The sequence below is a fragment of the Blautia sp. AM23-13AC genome (assembly GCF_003435675.1).
Lineage (GTDB): Bacteria > Bacillota > Clostridia > Lachnospirales > Lachnospiraceae > Fusicatenibacter > Fusicatenibacter saccharivorans.
Genome location: NZ_QTUL01000011.1, coordinates 1 through 16,226, shown reverse-complemented (window position 1 = coordinate 16,226; position 16,226 = coordinate 1). Strand labels below are relative to the sequence as shown.

Genomic DNA, 16,226 nt, shown 5'->3' with positions numbered 1-16,226 from the left:
GTTCACAGGTTCCCTGCGAACTGTAACATTCGCAGCCCTCATTTAAAGTTTTGCTTCGCAAAAGGAGGGCTGCTCACGCCTGAATCACTTTCTTACGCAGCGAAACAGCAGGTGTTTCCCTGCTGAGTGAACAGTAACTTATTTTTTCTGTGTTCCACCTTAACACAAAAACAGGATAAATGCAAGATAAAAAATGGCAGGAAAAAGGTCGAAAAGCAGAGTAATATGAAATGTGAAAAAATAAAGTGAAATAGCAGTCAAAAAGGAAAAAGATTGTACAAAAGCCGAATTTCGGAAGATCTTTTCTTGTAAATTAAACGGAGATGGAGTAAAATATTGATATCTGCAACAAATGCAGAGTATCAGGAGGACCAGATATGCTAGACTTAGGAAAAATCCGCGACGAGATCGATGTCACCGATGACGAGATCGTCCGCCTGTTCCAGCACCGGATGGCGCTGACGGCGGAGGTTGCGCAGTACAAGATAGAGACAGGAAAAGCCGTTTTCGATGCAGAACGTGAGCGCCAGAAGCTGGAAAAGCTGACAGGCGAGGGAACAAATGCATTCAATACAAAAGGCATCCAGGAGCTGTTCCAGCAGATCATGTCGATCAGCCGGAAGCGCCAGTATCAGCTGCTGACCGAGAACGGCGGCGAGGAGATGACCGATTACACACAGGTTGACCATCTCCCGACGCACGGCAGAAGAGTTGTCTTCCAGGGTGTGGAGGGCGCCTATAGCTTCGGTGCCATGAAAGAATTTTTCGATGATACGATCACCAGTTTCCACGTAGACACCTGGAAAGAGGCGATGGAGGCGATCACAAAGGGCGAGGCTGATTACGCTGTGCTTCCAATCGAGAACTCCACCGCAGGCATCGTATCCGACATTTACGATCTTCTCGTGGAATACCCGCACTACATCGTCGGCGAGCAGGAGCTGCCGGTCGAGCATGTGCTGATGGCACTGCCGGGTGCGAAAGTTGAGGACATCCGTACCGTGATTTCCCACCCGCAGGCACTGGCCCAGTGCCGCCGCTTTCTCGATTCCAATGAAAACTGGAAAACAGAGGAACGACTGAATACGGCCGCCGCTGCAAAAGAAGTATCTGAGAGCGGGGATTTGACGATGGCAGCCGTCGGAAGCCCATATGCAGCAGAACACTTCGGACTGCAGATCTTAAAAGAAGGCATTTTTGACGCCCGGGGCAATACGACACGTTTTGTTATTATTTCCGGTCAGAAACGCTTTGTAAAGGATGCACAGAAAATCAGCGTATGCATGGAACTGCCGCATCAAAGCGGTTCTCTTTACAATGCATTGGCACATTTTATTTACAACGATCTGAACATGACAAAGATCGAATCCCGGCCGATTTCGCAGCGGAAATGGGAATACCGTTTTTTCGTGGATTTTGAAGGGAATTTAAGTGATCCGGCGGTCAAAAATGCACTGCGTGGACTTCAGGCAGAATCCGCAAAATTCCGGATTTTCGGAAATTATTAATCCAGAAGAGAGGGCCGTACCAAGCGGCCTTTTCGCATAAATAAAATGAAAAATGACAGGAAGGAAGAGACAAAAAGATGATTAGAATAGAAGAATGTATCCTCTACCGCGATTTCGCAGAGGGAGAGGTACTGCGCGATATGACGATACTGGTGGAGACCTACAAAAAACTGGTCAATGCTCAGATTTCCTTAAAAGACCGCCGGTTCCGTGAGAATATGAGCGCATATGAGCCGCAGTTTTACGAGGCACTGAACCGCCTTGTCGAGATGGCAAACCGCTACGGCTTCTCCGGAAATCTCTGGCACGATTATCTGACATATCTTCTGGTCAACAAAGAAAATGCATTTTCTACCTCCTGCGAGATTGTCGGAAAAGTCGAGGGAAGCATCAACCAGATGGCAAAACATGATTTTGTCCGTTTCAAAGAACTGTTTGATTTTGATATCTGTGTTTTTGATGAGATTTTTGAGTCCGGCGATGCCTCTGTCATCAGTTCCTACGAGAACACGGACAGTCCAAATAAACTGTTCAACAAAGAAGTCCGGGATCGTATCTGTGAGCTGGCCATCCGTCTGGCAAAGGCTGCATCCGCAGATGAATTTATGGCTGATATGGTTCAGTTTTACAAAGATTTCGGAGTGGGAAAACTGGGACTTCACAAGGCATTTCGTATTGCGCATACAGGAGAGAACGTTGAGATTATCCCGATTACCAACATTCCGGATGTGCGCCTTTCTGATCTTGTCGGCTACGAAATTCCAAAGCAGAAGCTGATCGACAACACGAAAGCGTTTGTCGAGGGCAAGAAAGCAAACAACTGTCTGCTTTTTGGCGATGCCGGAACCGGAAAATCCTCCAGCATTAAGGGTATCCTGAATGAATATTACGATCAGGGACTGCGAATGATCGAGGTTTACAAGCATCAGTTTCAGGATCTAAATGAGCTGATTGCACAGATCAAAAACAGAAATTATAAATTCATTATTTACATGGATGACCTTTCCTTTGAAGAGTTTGAGATTGAGTACAAATACCTGAAAGCTGTCATTGAGGGAGGCCTGGAAAAACGTCCGGACAATATTCTTATTTATGCAACCTCCAATCGTCGCCATCTGATTAAAGAGGATTACAGTGATAAAGAAGGAACAAGACAGGATATGCATACTTCCGACACCGTACAGGAGAAACTATCCTTGGTATACCGTTTCGGCGTCAGCATCTATTTTGGTGCACCGGATAAGAAAGAATTCCAGAAGATTGTTTCCACACTGGCCGAACGATACGGCGTGACGCTGCGTGAGGAAGAGCTTTTGGCAGAAGCGAACAAATGGGAACTGTCCCACGGCGGTCTGTCCGGCCGTACCGCACAGCAGTTTATCGATTATCTGCTCGGAAAACAGTAAAAAGAAAAAGGTCAAAAAGTCCGCTTGGTATTGGGAGCGGGCTTTTTGGGATATCCTTTGAAAAAGAAGGAGGAAAAGCATATATGCAGTATTCCACATTTGCTGCCATTGATATCGGCAGCTACGACGTCATTCTGGAGATTTTCGAGATCTCCAAAAAGCAGGGTATCCGAAGCGTGGATAAGATCTGCCATCGGATGGAGCTTGGAAAAGATACGTACACGCTGGGAAAAATTCGCCCGGAAATGGAAGAAGAGCTGTGCCGTGTACTCGCAGATTTTGTGCGGATTATGGAAGGCTATCGCGTGGACGATTACCGTGCAACGGCATCCAGTGCGATCAGTGAGGCGTCGAACAGTCTCTATGTCCTTGGAAAAATTCATCAGTTGACCGGTCTTTCTGTCACGGTTCTCTCCAACTCGGAGCAGCGTTTTCTTAGCTATAAAGCGCTCGCGGCGATGGAGGACAATTTTAACAAGATCATTGAAAAGGGAACTGCGATTCTCGATCTTGACGGTGGCAGTTTTCAGATTTCCCTGTTCGACAAGGATGCACTTGTCACAACACAGAACATCCGCATGGGAAGTCTTCGCATCCGCGAGCGTCTTGCCGGAATTCAGAGTGAGACGGAACATTACGAAGAGATGGTCGAGGAGCTGATCTGGAACGAAGTATCAAGCTTTAAAAAGATGTATCTGAAAGACCGCAAAATTGAAAACATTATGCTGATCGGCGATGTTTTCACCGACAGTGTTTATCAGAACATTGAAGAAAAAACGACAAAAATCATTTCCCGCGAAAACTTTAATACCTGGTATGAGAAAATTATCCGCCAGTCACCGATGGAGCTCGCCGTAAAACTTGGTATTCCGCTGGAAAACGCTTCACTGATGTATCCGTCTGCTGTGATTTATAAATGTCTGATTGATATGATGGGTGCGGAGCATATCTGGATTCCGGGCGTGCATATGACACGTGGTATTGCATACGAGTATGCGGAGCAGATGAAACTGCTGAAAGGCGGTCATAATTTCGAAAATGATATTCTGATGGCGGCAAAAAATATCGGAAAACGGTACGCAGTGAACCGTCCGCATGTCCAGAACCTGGAGATGACAGCGCTTGCCATGTTTGATGCGACGAAAAAGATGCACGGTATGAAAGAGCGCGAACGGCTGCTTCTCCAGATGGCAGTGATGCTGCATGACGTTGGAAAATACATCAGTTTCAATAATGTGGCGGATTCTTCCTATAATATTATCATGTCAAATGAAATCATCGGATTGTCGCACATTGAGCGTGAGATGGTGGCATTGATTGCAAGATACAACACGGTTACGCTCCCGTCCTACGATGAGCTGGTGATGGAATCGTCCTTGAGTGCCGAGCAGTATCTGACAGTATCCGAACTGACCGCAATCGTCCGTCTGGCGAATGCGCTCGACCGGAGTCATTTGCAGAAGATTCAGGCGATCCGCGCCACATTAAAGGAGCGCGAGCTGCAGCTTTCGCTCACGGTCAACCGCGATTTTACCCTTGAGCAAGGTTTGTGCCAGGAAAAATTAGATTTCTTCAATGAGGTATTCAGCATACAGCCGGTCATCAAACTGAAACGGCAGATGTAAAAGGAGGCGAAGAAAGATGGATATTGCACCATATAAGAAACCGGAATATTTCCGCAACCGGGAGTTGAGCTGGGTCAGCTTCGACGAGCGTGTTTTAAACGAGGCGCGGGATAAGAGTATTCCGCTGTTTGAACGTCTGAAATTTATCAGCATTACCTCCTCCAACCTGGATGAGTTTTATATGGTCCGTGTGGCTTCACTAAAAGACCAGGTGCATGCAAACTATACGAAAAAGGATCTGTCCGGCATGGATGCGAAGGAGCAGCTTACCGAGATCAGCAAACGGACGCATGAGCTAGTGCAGCTGCAGTACAATACGTACAATCGCTCGGCGGTTCCGTCTCTGGAGCACGTTGGCCTTACGATTATCAGCGAGCACGAGAAGCTGACGAAGGAGCAGGCGGAGTATGTGGATTCCTATTTTGAGGAGAACATTTACCCGGTTCTGACCCCGATGGCCATGGATTCGGCCCGCCCGTTCCCATTGATCCGGAACAAAACATTGAATATCGGTGCACTGGTGCAGAAGAAAGAGGATTCGCTTCTGAGCCGTGCGGAGGATAAGAAAGAGAAGAAAGGCAAGGAGAAGGAAAAAGAGAAAGAACTGGAATTTGCGACGGTTCAGGTTCCTTCGGTACTGCCGCGTTTTATTCTGCTTCCGCAGGATGAAAAGACGGGACAGCGGTATGTGATTCTTCTGGAGGAGATCATCGAGCGGAACATTGGAAAGCTGTTCTTAAGCTACGATGTGGTCTGTGCGCATCCGTACCGTGTTATGCGAAATGCAGATCTTTCGATCGATGAGGATGAGGCTTCGGACCTGTTAAAAGAGATCCAGAAGCAGCTTAAAAAACGTCAGTGGGGCGAAGTGATCCGTCTGGAAGTGGAAGATAAGATGGATAAGCGGCTCCTGAAGATGCTGGAAAAAGAGTTTGACATCGATGAAGACGACCTGTTCCGGATTCCGGGACCGCTCGATCTGACGTTTTTAATGAAAATGTATGGGCTCGACGGCTTTGATGAGTATAAAATTCCAAAATACATTCCAGCAGCAGTTCCGGCGCTGATGAATGAGGATGACATTTTTACAAACATCCGAAAAGGAGACATCTTACTGCATCATCCTTATATGACGTTTGATCCGGTCGTGCAATTTGTACAACAAGCAGCAAAGGATCCGGATGTACTGGCAATCAAACAGACGCTGTACCGTGTGAGCGGCAATTCTCCGATTATTGCAGCACTGGCTCAGGCGGCGGAAAATGGCAAACAGGTTTCCGTACTGGTGGAATTAAAGGCACGGTTCGACGAAGAAAACAATATTGTCTGGGCGAAGATGCTGGAAAAGGCGGGATGCCATGTAATTTATGGTCTTCTGGGACTGAAAACACACAGTAAGATTACACTGGTGGTTCGGCGCGAGGAGACAGGCATTCGCAGATATGTACATCTTGGCACGGGAAACTATAACGATTCTACGGCAAAGCTGTATACGGACTGTGGCCTGCTGACATGCAATGCAAAGATTGGTGAGGACGCAACAGCAGTATTTAACATGCTTTCGGGCTATTCGGAGCCGGATCGCTGGAACAAACTGATTGTTGCACCGCTCTGGATGAAGGACCGGTTCCTGCATCTGATTGCGATGGAAGAGGAGCACGCAAAGAAGGGACAGAAAGCGCATATTATTGCGAAGATGAACTCGTTATGCGACCGCGATATTATTGCGGCGCTTTACAGTGCTTCGGCAGCCGGAGTAAAGATTGACCTGATTATCCGGGGAATCTGTTGCCTGAAGGTTGGAATCCCGGGTGTCAGCGAGAATATTACCGTTCGCTCGATTGTCGGCAATTTCCTGGAACATGCGCGGATTTTCTACTTCTACAGTGGTGGAAATGAAGAGGTGTTTATGGGAAGCGCGGACTGGATGCCGCGAAATCTGGAAAAACGGGTGGAGATCGTGTTCCCGGTTGAGGATGAGCAGATCAAGAAAGAAGTAATGCATATTCTTGATATCCAGATGAAGGATAATGTGAAAGCCAGTATTTTACAGGCAGACGGAACGTATACAAAGCCGGATAAGCGCGGAAAGATGCTGGTGAATTCACAGGAGTATTTCTGCAGGGAGGCAACGGAAAGAGCGGAAAAACCGAAAGAACAGGAAAACAGCAGGGTGTTTGTGCCGGCGGAACCGGTGGAATAGGTTTGGACGGACGCCCCGTAACGCACACAAGGGTGATGCGCGGTTTCGGGAGCTAGTAATTCTAAGGCTCTGTCATTTTGCTAAAACCATGCGCCAAAAATCAAAACTCGCTGTCGCTCAGACAGTTGATTTTTGGCGCATAACGCAAAATGCCAGAACCTAAGAATTACACGCTCCCTGCAAATGCGCATCACCCTTGTGTGCGTTACGGGGCTGTGTGAAGGACGGACACGGATGTGGGAGCGGGAGCGCCCACTGCGTTGACATGAAAGAAGAATATGGTATGTTGTGATGAGAAAGAGCTGCAGCTTTGAGAGTTGCGGCGTTTTTTTTGTGTCAAAAATAATCTGTTGGGTATTGGGAAAAGGAATGGCTATTCAGAACTCGTTTTGAAAATTGGTTTTGCGGGTGATTTTCGGGGATTTTACAAAGAGTGATCTGGAAAAATGGCTGGAAAAGAAGGGGATGGAGACGGAGATAAGGGAAAATGTGGACATTTTTTGTAAAGTAACCGGTTATTTTATTAACGGATATTTTACAAAGCGGTGGTAGTGGGCTTTACGGAAGGAAAGGTATAATGAATCTCGACAAGACGAGGAGGAAGAAAAACGAATGTCAAATATTGTGTTGAAGAATGTCTGTAAATCTTATGATAAGGAACATTATGCGGTTCAGGATTTTTCGCTTGAAATACCGGATCGGGAGTTTGTGATTTTTGTTGGACCTTCCGGCTGCGGAAAATCGACGACGCTTCGGATGATTGCCGGTCTTGAGGAGATTACGAGCGGGGAGCTCTGGATCGATGGACAGCTTTGTAATTATGTAGAAGCAAAGGATCGCGATCTTTCGATGGTATTTCAGAACTACGCGCTTTATCCGAATATGACGGTATATGAAAACATGGCGTTTTCTATGAAAATCCGGAAACAGCCCAAGGATGAAGTTGATAAAAAGGTACATGAAGCAGCTAAAATGCTTGGAATTGAGCATTTACTTAACCGGAGACCGGCAGCACTTTCCGGCGGTCAGAAACAAAGAGTTGCGATTGGAAGTGCAATTATGAGACGGCCGAAAGCATTTTTAATGGATGAGCCGCTTTCGAACCTGGATGCGAAGCTGCGGGCACAGATGCGGGTGGAGCTGGCAAAATTACATAAGGAACTGAAAACGACGGTGATTTATGTTACCCATGACCAGACGGAGGCGATGACGCTTGGTACAAAAATTATTGTTATGAAAGACGGTGTTGTGCAGCAGGCGGATACACCGGAGCGGATTTACCGCCATCCGGCAAACAAATTTGTGGCTGGTTTTATCGGAGCTCCGAGTATGAATTTTATGGAAACGATGGTGATGGAAAGAAACGGAGCGGTTTATCTGGAGGCAGACGGAGGAGTTACCCTTCGTGCAAAAGGAGAGAACGAAATGGTGCTTCGTCGCGCTTATCTCGGAAAAATGGTGATCTTAGGTCTGAGACCGGAGGATTTACAGGACGAAATAACCGCTTCCGCACATCGGATCTGTTATAAAGAGAATCAGTTGAAGGCATTTGTTGACCTGCGGGAGATGATAGGTGCAGAAGCGTATCTGCATATGAATACCGGAAAAAATCTGATTACAGCAAGAATGCCTTCCGAGGTGCCGGTTACTGCAAAGGAAAGCATTACATTGTATGCAGATATGGAAAAAGCACAGATCTTTGATCCGTTTACAGAAGAAAATATTTTATCTCGGCCGGTTGAAAAAGAAGAACGTGCAACAGCATAAGAAGGAGCAGAAAGTGAAAAAAGTAATCGAAAAGTGTAAAAAAGCAGAAGTTTATATGTATCTGATCCCGAGTATGGTGATCTTTAGCATCTTTCTGTTTTATCCGTTTTTTAAAACCATTTATCTGAGCCTGTATAAGACAAACAAGCTTGGAGAAGCGAAATTGTATGTGGGACTGGACAACTATAAAAGCTTATTATCGAATCCATCCTTTTACAACAGTCTCTGGGTTACACTGGAATTTGTGGCGATTGTTGTAGTCGGAAGTATGGCGCTTGGCCTTCTGGGAGCAGTTCTTTGCAGCAAGGCTTTTCCGGGAATCCGGGTATTCAGTACTTCCTATGCACTCCCAATGGCAGTAGCATCGAGCTCAGGTGCCATGATTTTCAAGATTATCTTAAATCCCACGATCGGTATCGTAAACAAATTGCTGCATGTGAGCATTAACTGGGTCAGTGATCCGAAATATGCGCTGATCTGTGTGGCTGTCCTCACGGCATGGCTGAACAGTGGCATCAATTTCCTGTATTTTTCGGCGGGACTTGGAAACATTGATGATTCGATTTATGAGCGTGCTTCTGTAGATGGAGCGAATGCAGTACAGAAATATTTTAAGCTGACACTGCCGGGACTTTCTCCGATCATGTTCTACACGCTGGTTGTTAACATTATTCAGGCATTCCAGTCATTCGGACAGGTGAAAATCCTGACACAGGGAGGACCGGGAGAATCCACGAACCTGATTGTATATTCGATATACCGTGATGCGTTTTTTAATTACCGGTTTGGAAGCGCAGCCGCACAGTCCGTTGTTTTGTTTCTGATTGTCATGGCGCTTACCCTGGTTATGTTCCACATGGAAAAGAGAGGAGTAAAATACTGATGTCTACGATAGCAACTACGATTGCCGGACCAAAAACTTATTCTGCAGAGGAGCTGCAGGCACTGCATCTGGCAATGAATGCAAAAGCAAAAAGAAAGAAAATGCTTCAGAAAACAGCGTTGGTTACCATGAACCTGATCGTCTGCCTGTTTATGCTGTTTCCGCTGCTTTATACCATCAGCGTAGCATTTATGCCGTCAGGTGAGTTATACACAATGGCAATGAATATCGTTCCCAAACATCCGACACTGGAAAATTTTGTGGAAGCATTTCATAAAATTCCGCTGGTACGCTTTGTCCTGAATTCATTTTTGGTTGCGGGCAGCATTACGCTGGGTCAGATTGTAACGTGTTCTCTTGCGGCATTTGCCTTCTCTTTCCTGAACTTCAAAGGAAAAAATGTTCTGTTTATGCTGGTCATGGCGACCATGATGGTGCCGGGTGAGGCAACCATTATTTCCAATTATCTGACAGTAGGAAGTCTCGGATTGCTCGATACCTATATTGTTCTGATCCTGCCTTCTCTTACCTCTGCAATGGGAATTTTCCTGTTCCGCCAGTTCTACATGACCTTTCCGATTTCGCTTTATGAATCGGCGAAGCTGGACGGCTGCGGTAATCTGCGGTTTATCGTAAAAATCCTGATGCCGCTGACAAAGTCAGCAATGGGAGCAATGGCGGTTTACACCTTTATCAATGCATGGAATATGTACATGTGGCCGCTGCTGGTCACCGGTTCGGACAGCAAGCGTACCGTACAGATTGGTATCAGTATGCTGAACAGCGTCGATGCACAGTCGATTACCCTGATGCTGGCGGGTGTGGTAATGATTATCATTCCATCCATTTCCATCTTTATCGTAGGCCAGAAGGCCTTAATCAAAGGAATGTTTTCAGGAGCAGTCAAGGGCTGATTTCTGTGACAGAAAAAAGAATAGAAAACTGTATGAAAAACGAGGAGAAAAAAATGAAGAAAAAAGTGATTGCATCGATTCTTGCGGCTTCTATGGCAGCTATGGCGCTTACCGGATGTGGAGGCGGAAAAACAACGAGTGAGGCACAGAGTGCAACAACGGATGAAACCACAGCCAGCGCAGAGGCAGGAAGTACGGCAGATGGCGCAGAAGCACCGGATTTAAACCAGGATACGAAGGGAACCACGATTACCTTCTGGCATTCCATGGGCGGTGTCAATGGCGAGGCAATGGATTATCTTGTCAATAAATTCAATGAAGAAAATACCGATGGCATTACCGTTGAGGCGGTTTACCAGGGAGAATATGATGATACGATTAACAAACTGAAAAGTGCACAGATCGGAAATATGGGAGCGGACCTGGTACAGATTTATGATATCGGAACCCGTTTTATGATTGATTCCGGCTGGGTCATCCCGATGCAGGAGCTGATTAATGCAGATGGCTATGACATTTCCCAGATCGAGCCGAATATCGCTGCTTATTATACGGTAAACAATGAGCTGTACTCGATGCCATTCAATTCGTCCACACCGATTCTGTATTACAACAAAGATATGTTTGAAAAAGCAGGGATCACTGAGGTTCCGACAAGCCTGGAAGGAATTCTTGCTATCGGTGATGATCTGAAAACAAAGGGCGGAGCCGGTGAACCGCTGGCACTCTCCATCTATGGATGGTATTTCGAACAGTGGCTCTGTAAACAGGGACTTCCCTATGCGGATAATGGAAATGGCCGTGATGCCGCTGCTACTGCAGTTGAATTTGATTCCAACGGCGGAGCGCTCAACATCTTAAATGAGTGGAAAGCCCTGAACGATGCCGACGTTGCACCAAACGTAGGCCGTGCCGGAAGTGATACCGCAACGACAGACTTTACTTCCGGAAAAGCAGCGATCACCCTTGGCTCTACCGCATCTCTGAAGCAGATTTTACAGGATGTCAATGGAAGCTTCGAAGTTGGAACCGCATATTTCCCGACAGTCAAGGACGGCGATGAGGGCGGTGTTTCCATCGGAGGAGCATCTCTCTGGGCATTGAACAACAACGATGATATGAAAGCAGCAGCTACCTGGAAATTTATTAAATTCCTGATTTCCCCGGAGTCTCAGGCATACTGGAATGCCGAGACGGGTTACTTCCCGGTAACAACAGCTGCTGATGAGGAGCAGACCTTTAAAGATAATGTAGCACAGTATCCGCAGTTCCAGACAGCAATCGACCAGCTGCACGATTCCAAGCCGCAGTACGCCGGCGCACTTCTCTCTGTATTCCCGGAGGCAAGACAGATTGTGGAAACAGAAATCGAGAATATGATCAACGGAAACGAGACTCCGGAGAAAGCAGTAGAATCGATGGCTTCCCAGATCAACAGCTCCATCGAGGACTATAATCTGGTAAATGAATAAGAGACAGGCTTTACAAAAATAAGATTTCGTCCTATAGTGAAGAAAAACGAGTTCCCAAAGCGTGTTTGAACGGTTTCTATGAAGGGGAAGATCCGAGTTACGGAAATGATTTTTCAGATATGACTGGAAATGCGTCGGAGACAAAAATCCGGCGTGTTTCCGGATTTATAGTAAGCCTCCAAATAATGCAAAAGAGTCAGTACCGCTTTTTTAACCGAATCAAGTAAGTCCCCTGCTTCCATTGCGTGAAGCAATAAGCAGTGGGTGGGGACTTGCTTGTATCAGGAGGAGTGCAAGCTCCTTCTGATAAACTGCGGAGCAGTTATTCGGTTATGAGCAAGTAGCAAAGCGGATTGCGAATATCCGCTTGACTTATTTTCAGGGTTTACGATAAAAGAAAAAAAGCTGCAGCCGGGACAAAAGATAGAAAAGAGTGCAGGTTTGGAAATGGGAACGGAAAATGGAGGACAGATACGAGATGAAAACAAAAGTATGGGCACACAGAGGAGCCAGTGCATATGCACCGGAAAATACACTGGAAGCGTTTCTTCTTGCGGCAGAGCAGGGAGCAGACGGTGTGGAGCTGGATGTACAGCTGACGAAAGATGGCGAGATGGTTGTTGTACACGATGAAGAAATCGACCGGGTCAGTGACGGAAGCGGATTTGTCAAAGATTATACGCTTGCGGAATTAAAGATCCTGAACTTTAATAAGACACATCCGGAGTATCAGAATGTAAAAATTCCGACGCTTCGCGAAGTATATGAAGCATTAAAACCAACGGGAATGACGATCAATGTCGAGCTGAAAACCGGTATTTTCTGGTATAAAGACCTGGAAAAAAAGGTACTCGAGCTGACAAAAGAGATGGAGATGGAAGATCGCGTGATTTATTCTTCCTTTAACCATTACAGCATTGCAAAAATTCTGGAACTGGATCCGAAAGCCAGCACCGGCATCCTCTACGCAGATATTATTTATGATGTCGTGAATTATGCGAAAAAAATCGGAACAGGAGCTCTTCATCCGGCAACCTTTCATGTGCAGATGGCAGACTTTCTTCAGCAGTATGTGGAAAGCGATCTTGCTGTGCATGTATGGACGGTCAATGATAAGGCGGAGATCGAGCGTCTGATGGAGGCCGGTGTTGACGCAGTCATCACCAATTATCCGGATGTGGCCGTTTCCTGCCGCAACGCGAAGTGATACCGATTGGAGAAAAAAAGCTGTTCCTTTTGGATATCGACGGAACCATCTGCGTGGGGAACCGTCTGATTCCGGGAGCAGACCGGTTTTTAAACGGACTGTCCGAGTACGGTGGAGATTATGTGTTTATCACAAATAATACGACGATGAGCGTAGCAGATTACCGGAAAAAATTTGCAAAGCTGGGCATTCCGACAACAAGCGGGAACTTTCTGACAGCATCCGTTGCGACAGCTCATTACCTGAAACAGAAATATGGATCCCGTCCCGTCTATGTGCTGGGAACGGACTCTCTAATCCGGGAATTGGAGAGCTTCGGTGTGTGTACCACCCGCGATCCGGAAAAAGAAGGAATTGCGTGTGTGCTTGCAAGCTATGACAATGAACTGACGTATCAAAAACTGACGGATATCTGTCGGCTGTTGACAGAGCGCCCGGAGCTCGATTACGCTGCAACGAACCCGGACTATGTTTGTCCGATTGAATTCGGCTACGTGCCGGATTGCGGTTCCATCTGCGAGATGATCGGTCATGCGATCCATCGTATGCCGACTTATATCGGAAAACCAGGTACACGGATGGTTGAGATGGCACTTGATATGACAGGCAGAACCCGCGATGAGGCTGTTCTTGTGGGAGACCGTCTCTATACGGACATTGCGTGCGCAAACATGGCGGATATTTCTGCAGCCCTTGTGCTTTCAGGCGAATCTACACGCGAAGAAATGCAGAACTCGCAGTATCTTGTGGAGTATGTCTATCCATCCGTGAAGGAAATGTATGCGGATTGGGTGTATGGACAAAAAAAGAAATGCTCTTAAAATTCCGAAATGGTTATGGTTTTGGAACAAAAAAACAAAAAGAAGAATTCTGAGAGGAGAACCTTTTTCCGAAGGAGCTCTTCTTTTTTGTTGTGGAAAAGGATACTTTTCGGATACGGGATAAAAGTCTGGGACGGTATAGAAAAAGCTTGCCAAAAGAGGGAATTTCCCTATATAATGATTCAGACTATAATAGGAAAGTAACTATTCAGAGCCCCATCTCGATTCCGCTTACGCTGCATCTCGATGTTGCTTCTCGCCATATGAAAAGGAAGAAAACCGCTCATTCATGCAAGCATGATTCGCAATTTTCTTCCATTTCGCATGGCTCTGAATCGTTACATATGAAAAAGAAAACGATCAGGAGATCGGAAGATTCCAATACAACAGAAGAAGGAGAATTTATGCATGAGTATTTTGAATGTAGAGCATCTGTCTCATGGTTTCGGCGACCGTGCGATTTTTGAAGATGTATCGTTCCGCCTGTTAAAGGGGGAACACATCGGTCTGGTAGGCGCAAATGGCGAGGGAAAATCAACCTTTATGAACATCATCACCGGAAAGCTGATGCCGGATGAGGGAAAGGTTGAGTGGGCAAAAAACGTCCGTGTCGGCTATCTGGACCAGCATACCGTTCTGGAAAAAGGTATGACGATCCGTGATGTGTTAAAAAGCGCTTTTTCCTGGTTGTACGAGATGGAAGAGCGGATGAACACGATCTGCGATTCCATGGGCGATGCCTCCGAGGACGAGCTGAATCAGATGATGGAGGAACTTGGTGTGATCCAGGAAATGATGGATGCACATGACTTCTATATTTTGGATTCCAGAATAGAAGAGATTGGCCGCGCGCTTGGCCTTGAAGAGATCGGTCTCGAACGCGATGTCACCGAACTTTCCGGCGGACAGAGAACGAAAGTACTTCTGGCAAAATTACTTTTGGAAAAACCGGACATCCTTCTTTTGGATGAGCCGACCAACTACCTGGATGTGGAACATATCACCTGGCTGAAACGATACCTTGAAGAGTATGAAAATGCCTTCATTCTGATCTCTCACGATATTCCATTCCTGAACAGTGTTGTCAATCTGATCTATCATATGGAAAATAAAGAGCTGAATCGTTATGTTGGTGATTACGACCACTTCCAGGAGGTTTATGCAGTCAAAAAAGCGCAGAAGGAAGCTGCCTATAACCGCCAGCAGCAGGAGATCAGTGAGCTGAAGGATTTCGTGGCACGAAACAAAGCCCGTGTGGCAACCAGAAATATGGCTATGTCACGGCAGAAGAAGCTGGATAAGATGGATGTGATCGAGCTTGCGAAAGAAAAACCAAAGCCGGAATTTCATTTTCGCACTGCGCGCACTTCGGGCCGTTTCGTTGTGACTGCAAAAGAACTTGTGATCGGCTATGAAGAACCGCTCTCCAGACCGCTGACCTTTGCGATCGAGCGTGGCGAAAAAATCGTGCTCACCGGTGCCAACGGAATCGGAAAAACAACACTCTTAAAGAGCATCCTCGGTTTGATCCCATCCCTTGGCGGAGACGTGGAGCTTGGAGATTATCTGGAAATCGGATATTTCGAGCAGGAAATGCCAAAAGGAAACACCAACAGCTGTATCCAGGAAATCTGGGAAGAATTTCCATCCTATACCCAGTATGAAGTCCGCGCAGCGCTTGCCAAATGCGGTCTTACCACACAGCACATTGAAAGCCTGGTGCGTGTGCTCTCAGGAGGAGAACAGGCAAAAGTTCGCCTCTGCAAACTGATTAATCTCGAAACCAATCTTCTTGTCCTCGATGAGCCGACCAACCACCTCGATGTAGACGCAAAAGATGAGTTAAAAAATGCGTTGAAGGAATATAAAGGAACCATTCTTATGGTCTGCCACGAACCGGAATTCTACGACGGTCTGGCAACGAGTGTATGGGACTGCTCGGAGTGGACAACAAAAGTGATTTAACCGAATCAAGTAAGTCCTCTGGTTCCATTGCGAATATCCGCTTGACATTTATATATTGAAAAAAACAGCCACAAACAGAGAGTGAGCGAGATTGTTTGTGGCTGTTTTACTGCAACTTAAAAAATCAGATAATATATTTTAAATACAGAATTGCATGTATTTTTCTAAAAATAAGAAAATTCGAAAAAAGGTGTTGACTTTTGCTTTGGGCGGTGTTATTATAACTAAGCTGTCAGCGAGAGCTGATGCGAATGAGTTTCTTTGAAACAGAAAAACCTAGTTCGGAGCCGGGTGGCTGCCGCGGGTTACAAAAACTGCTTCAAAAAAACTTGAAAAAAGTTCTTGACAAAAGCAAATGAGTTTGCTAAAATAAACGAGTTGCTGATCGAGAGAACAGCAAAAAAGTTCGAAAGAGCTTCGAAAAATAAATTAAAAAAGTTCTTGACAAACGAAAA

11 protein-coding genes are annotated in these 16,226 nt (G+C 46.1%); all 11 read left to right on the top strand.

Going from position 1 to position 16,226, the window contains the following annotated elements; genetic code table 11:
- Positions 1–377 precede the first annotated feature (377 nt).
- Positions 378–1,508 (top strand): prephenate dehydratase, encoded by a 1,131-nt coding sequence (gene pheA / locus DW642_RS11820; RefSeq protein WP_117510295.1) that lies wholly within the window; start codon positions 378–380, stop codon positions 1,506–1,508.
- Between the two features lie 77 nt (positions 1,509–1,585).
- Positions 1,586–2,914: an ATP-binding protein gene (locus DW642_RS11815; RefSeq protein ID WP_055222098.1), complete on the top strand. Its 1,329-nt coding sequence runs from the start codon at positions 1,586–1,588 to the stop codon at positions 2,912–2,914.
- A gap of 83 nt (positions 2,915–2,997) precedes the next feature.
- Positions 2,998–4,539 carry a Ppx/GppA phosphatase family protein gene (locus tag DW642_RS11810; RefSeq protein ID WP_117510294.1) on the top strand — a complete coding sequence of 514 codons (1,542 nt, stop codon included), beginning with the start codon at positions 2,998–3,000 and terminating at the stop codon, positions 4,537–4,539.
- Positions 4,540–4,555: 16 nt separating this feature from the next.
- Positions 4,556–6,742, top strand: coding sequence for an RNA degradosome polyphosphate kinase (locus tag DW642_RS11805; RefSeq protein WP_117510293.1), 2,187 nt, complete (start codon positions 4,556–4,558; stop codon positions 6,740–6,742).
- Between the two features lie 612 nt (positions 6,743–7,354).
- Positions 7,355–8,509 (top strand): ABC transporter ATP-binding protein, encoded by a 1,155-nt coding sequence (locus tag DW642_RS11800; RefSeq protein WP_117510292.1) that lies wholly within the window; start codon positions 7,355–7,357, stop codon positions 8,507–8,509.
- Between the two features lie 55 nt (positions 8,510–8,564).
- Positions 8,565–9,392, top strand: coding sequence for a carbohydrate ABC transporter permease (locus DW642_RS11795; protein WP_117510342.1), 828 nt, complete (start codon positions 8,565–8,567; stop codon positions 9,390–9,392).
- 101 nt (positions 9,393–9,493) lie between these two features.
- A complete protein-coding gene (locus DW642_RS11790; RefSeq protein WP_416388109.1) occupies positions 9,494–10,306 on the top strand; it encodes a carbohydrate ABC transporter permease in 813 nt (270 codons plus the stop codon).
- Positions 10,307–10,359: 53 nt separating this feature from the next.
- On the top strand, positions 10,360–11,778 hold the full coding sequence (locus tag DW642_RS11785; RefSeq protein WP_117510341.1) for an ABC transporter substrate-binding protein: 1,419 nt from the start codon (positions 10,360–10,362) through the stop codon (positions 11,776–11,778).
- Between the two features lie 478 nt (positions 11,779–12,256).
- Entirely contained in the window at positions 12,257–12,985 is a 729-nt protein-coding gene (locus DW642_RS11780) for a glycerophosphodiester phosphodiesterase (RefSeq protein WP_117510340.1), read from the top strand.
- Complete coding sequence (locus DW642_RS11775) at positions 12,982–13,806, top strand: HAD-IIA family hydrolase (protein WP_242991185.1); 825 nt, start codon at positions 12,982–12,984, stop codon at positions 13,804–13,806. The genes DW642_RS11780 and DW642_RS11775 overlap by 4 nt, the downstream gene beginning before the upstream one ends.
- Before the next feature lie 408 nt (positions 13,807–14,214).
- Positions 14,215–15,771, top strand: a complete 1,557-nt coding sequence (locus DW642_RS11765; RefSeq protein WP_117510290.1) for an ABC-F family ATP-binding cassette domain-containing protein — start codon at positions 14,215–14,217, stop codon at positions 15,769–15,771.
- Positions 15,772–16,226 lie beyond the last annotated feature (455 nt).

What these genes read in the sequence shown, in the direction of transcription:
- DW642_RS11780 (WP_117510340.1), top strand. Translation starts at nt 12,257, where the DNA reads ATGAAAACAAAAGTATGGGCACACAGAGGAGCCAGTGCATATGCACCG.
- pheA (WP_117510295.1), top strand. Translation starts at nt 378, where the DNA reads ATGCTAGACTTAGGAAAAATCCGCGACGAGATCGATGTCACCGATGAC.
- DW642_RS11810 (WP_117510294.1), top strand. Translation starts at nt 2,998, where the DNA reads ATGCAGTATTCCACATTTGCTGCCATTGATATCGGCAGCTACGACGTC.
- DW642_RS11815 (WP_055222098.1), top strand. Translation starts at nt 1,586, where the DNA reads ATGATTAGAATAGAAGAATGTATCCTCTACCGCGATTTCGCAGAGGGA.
- DW642_RS11785 (WP_117510341.1), top strand. Translation starts at nt 10,360, where the DNA reads ATGAAGAAAAAAGTGATTGCATCGATTCTTGCGGCTTCTATGGCAGCT.
- DW642_RS11765 (WP_117510290.1), top strand. Translation starts at nt 14,215, where the DNA reads ATGAGTATTTTGAATGTAGAGCATCTGTCTCATGGTTTCGGCGACCGT.
- DW642_RS11805 (WP_117510293.1), top strand. Translation starts at nt 4,556, where the DNA reads ATGGATATTGCACCATATAAGAAACCGGAATATTTCCGCAACCGGGAG.
- DW642_RS11800 (WP_117510292.1), top strand. Translation starts at nt 7,355, where the DNA reads ATGTCAAATATTGTGTTGAAGAATGTCTGTAAATCTTATGATAAGGAA.
- DW642_RS11795 (WP_117510342.1), top strand. Translation starts at nt 8,565, where the DNA reads ATGTATCTGATCCCGAGTATGGTGATCTTTAGCATCTTTCTGTTTTAT.
- DW642_RS11790 (WP_416388109.1), top strand. Translation starts at nt 9,494, where the DNA reads ATGCTTCAGAAAACAGCGTTGGTTACCATGAACCTGATCGTCTGCCTG.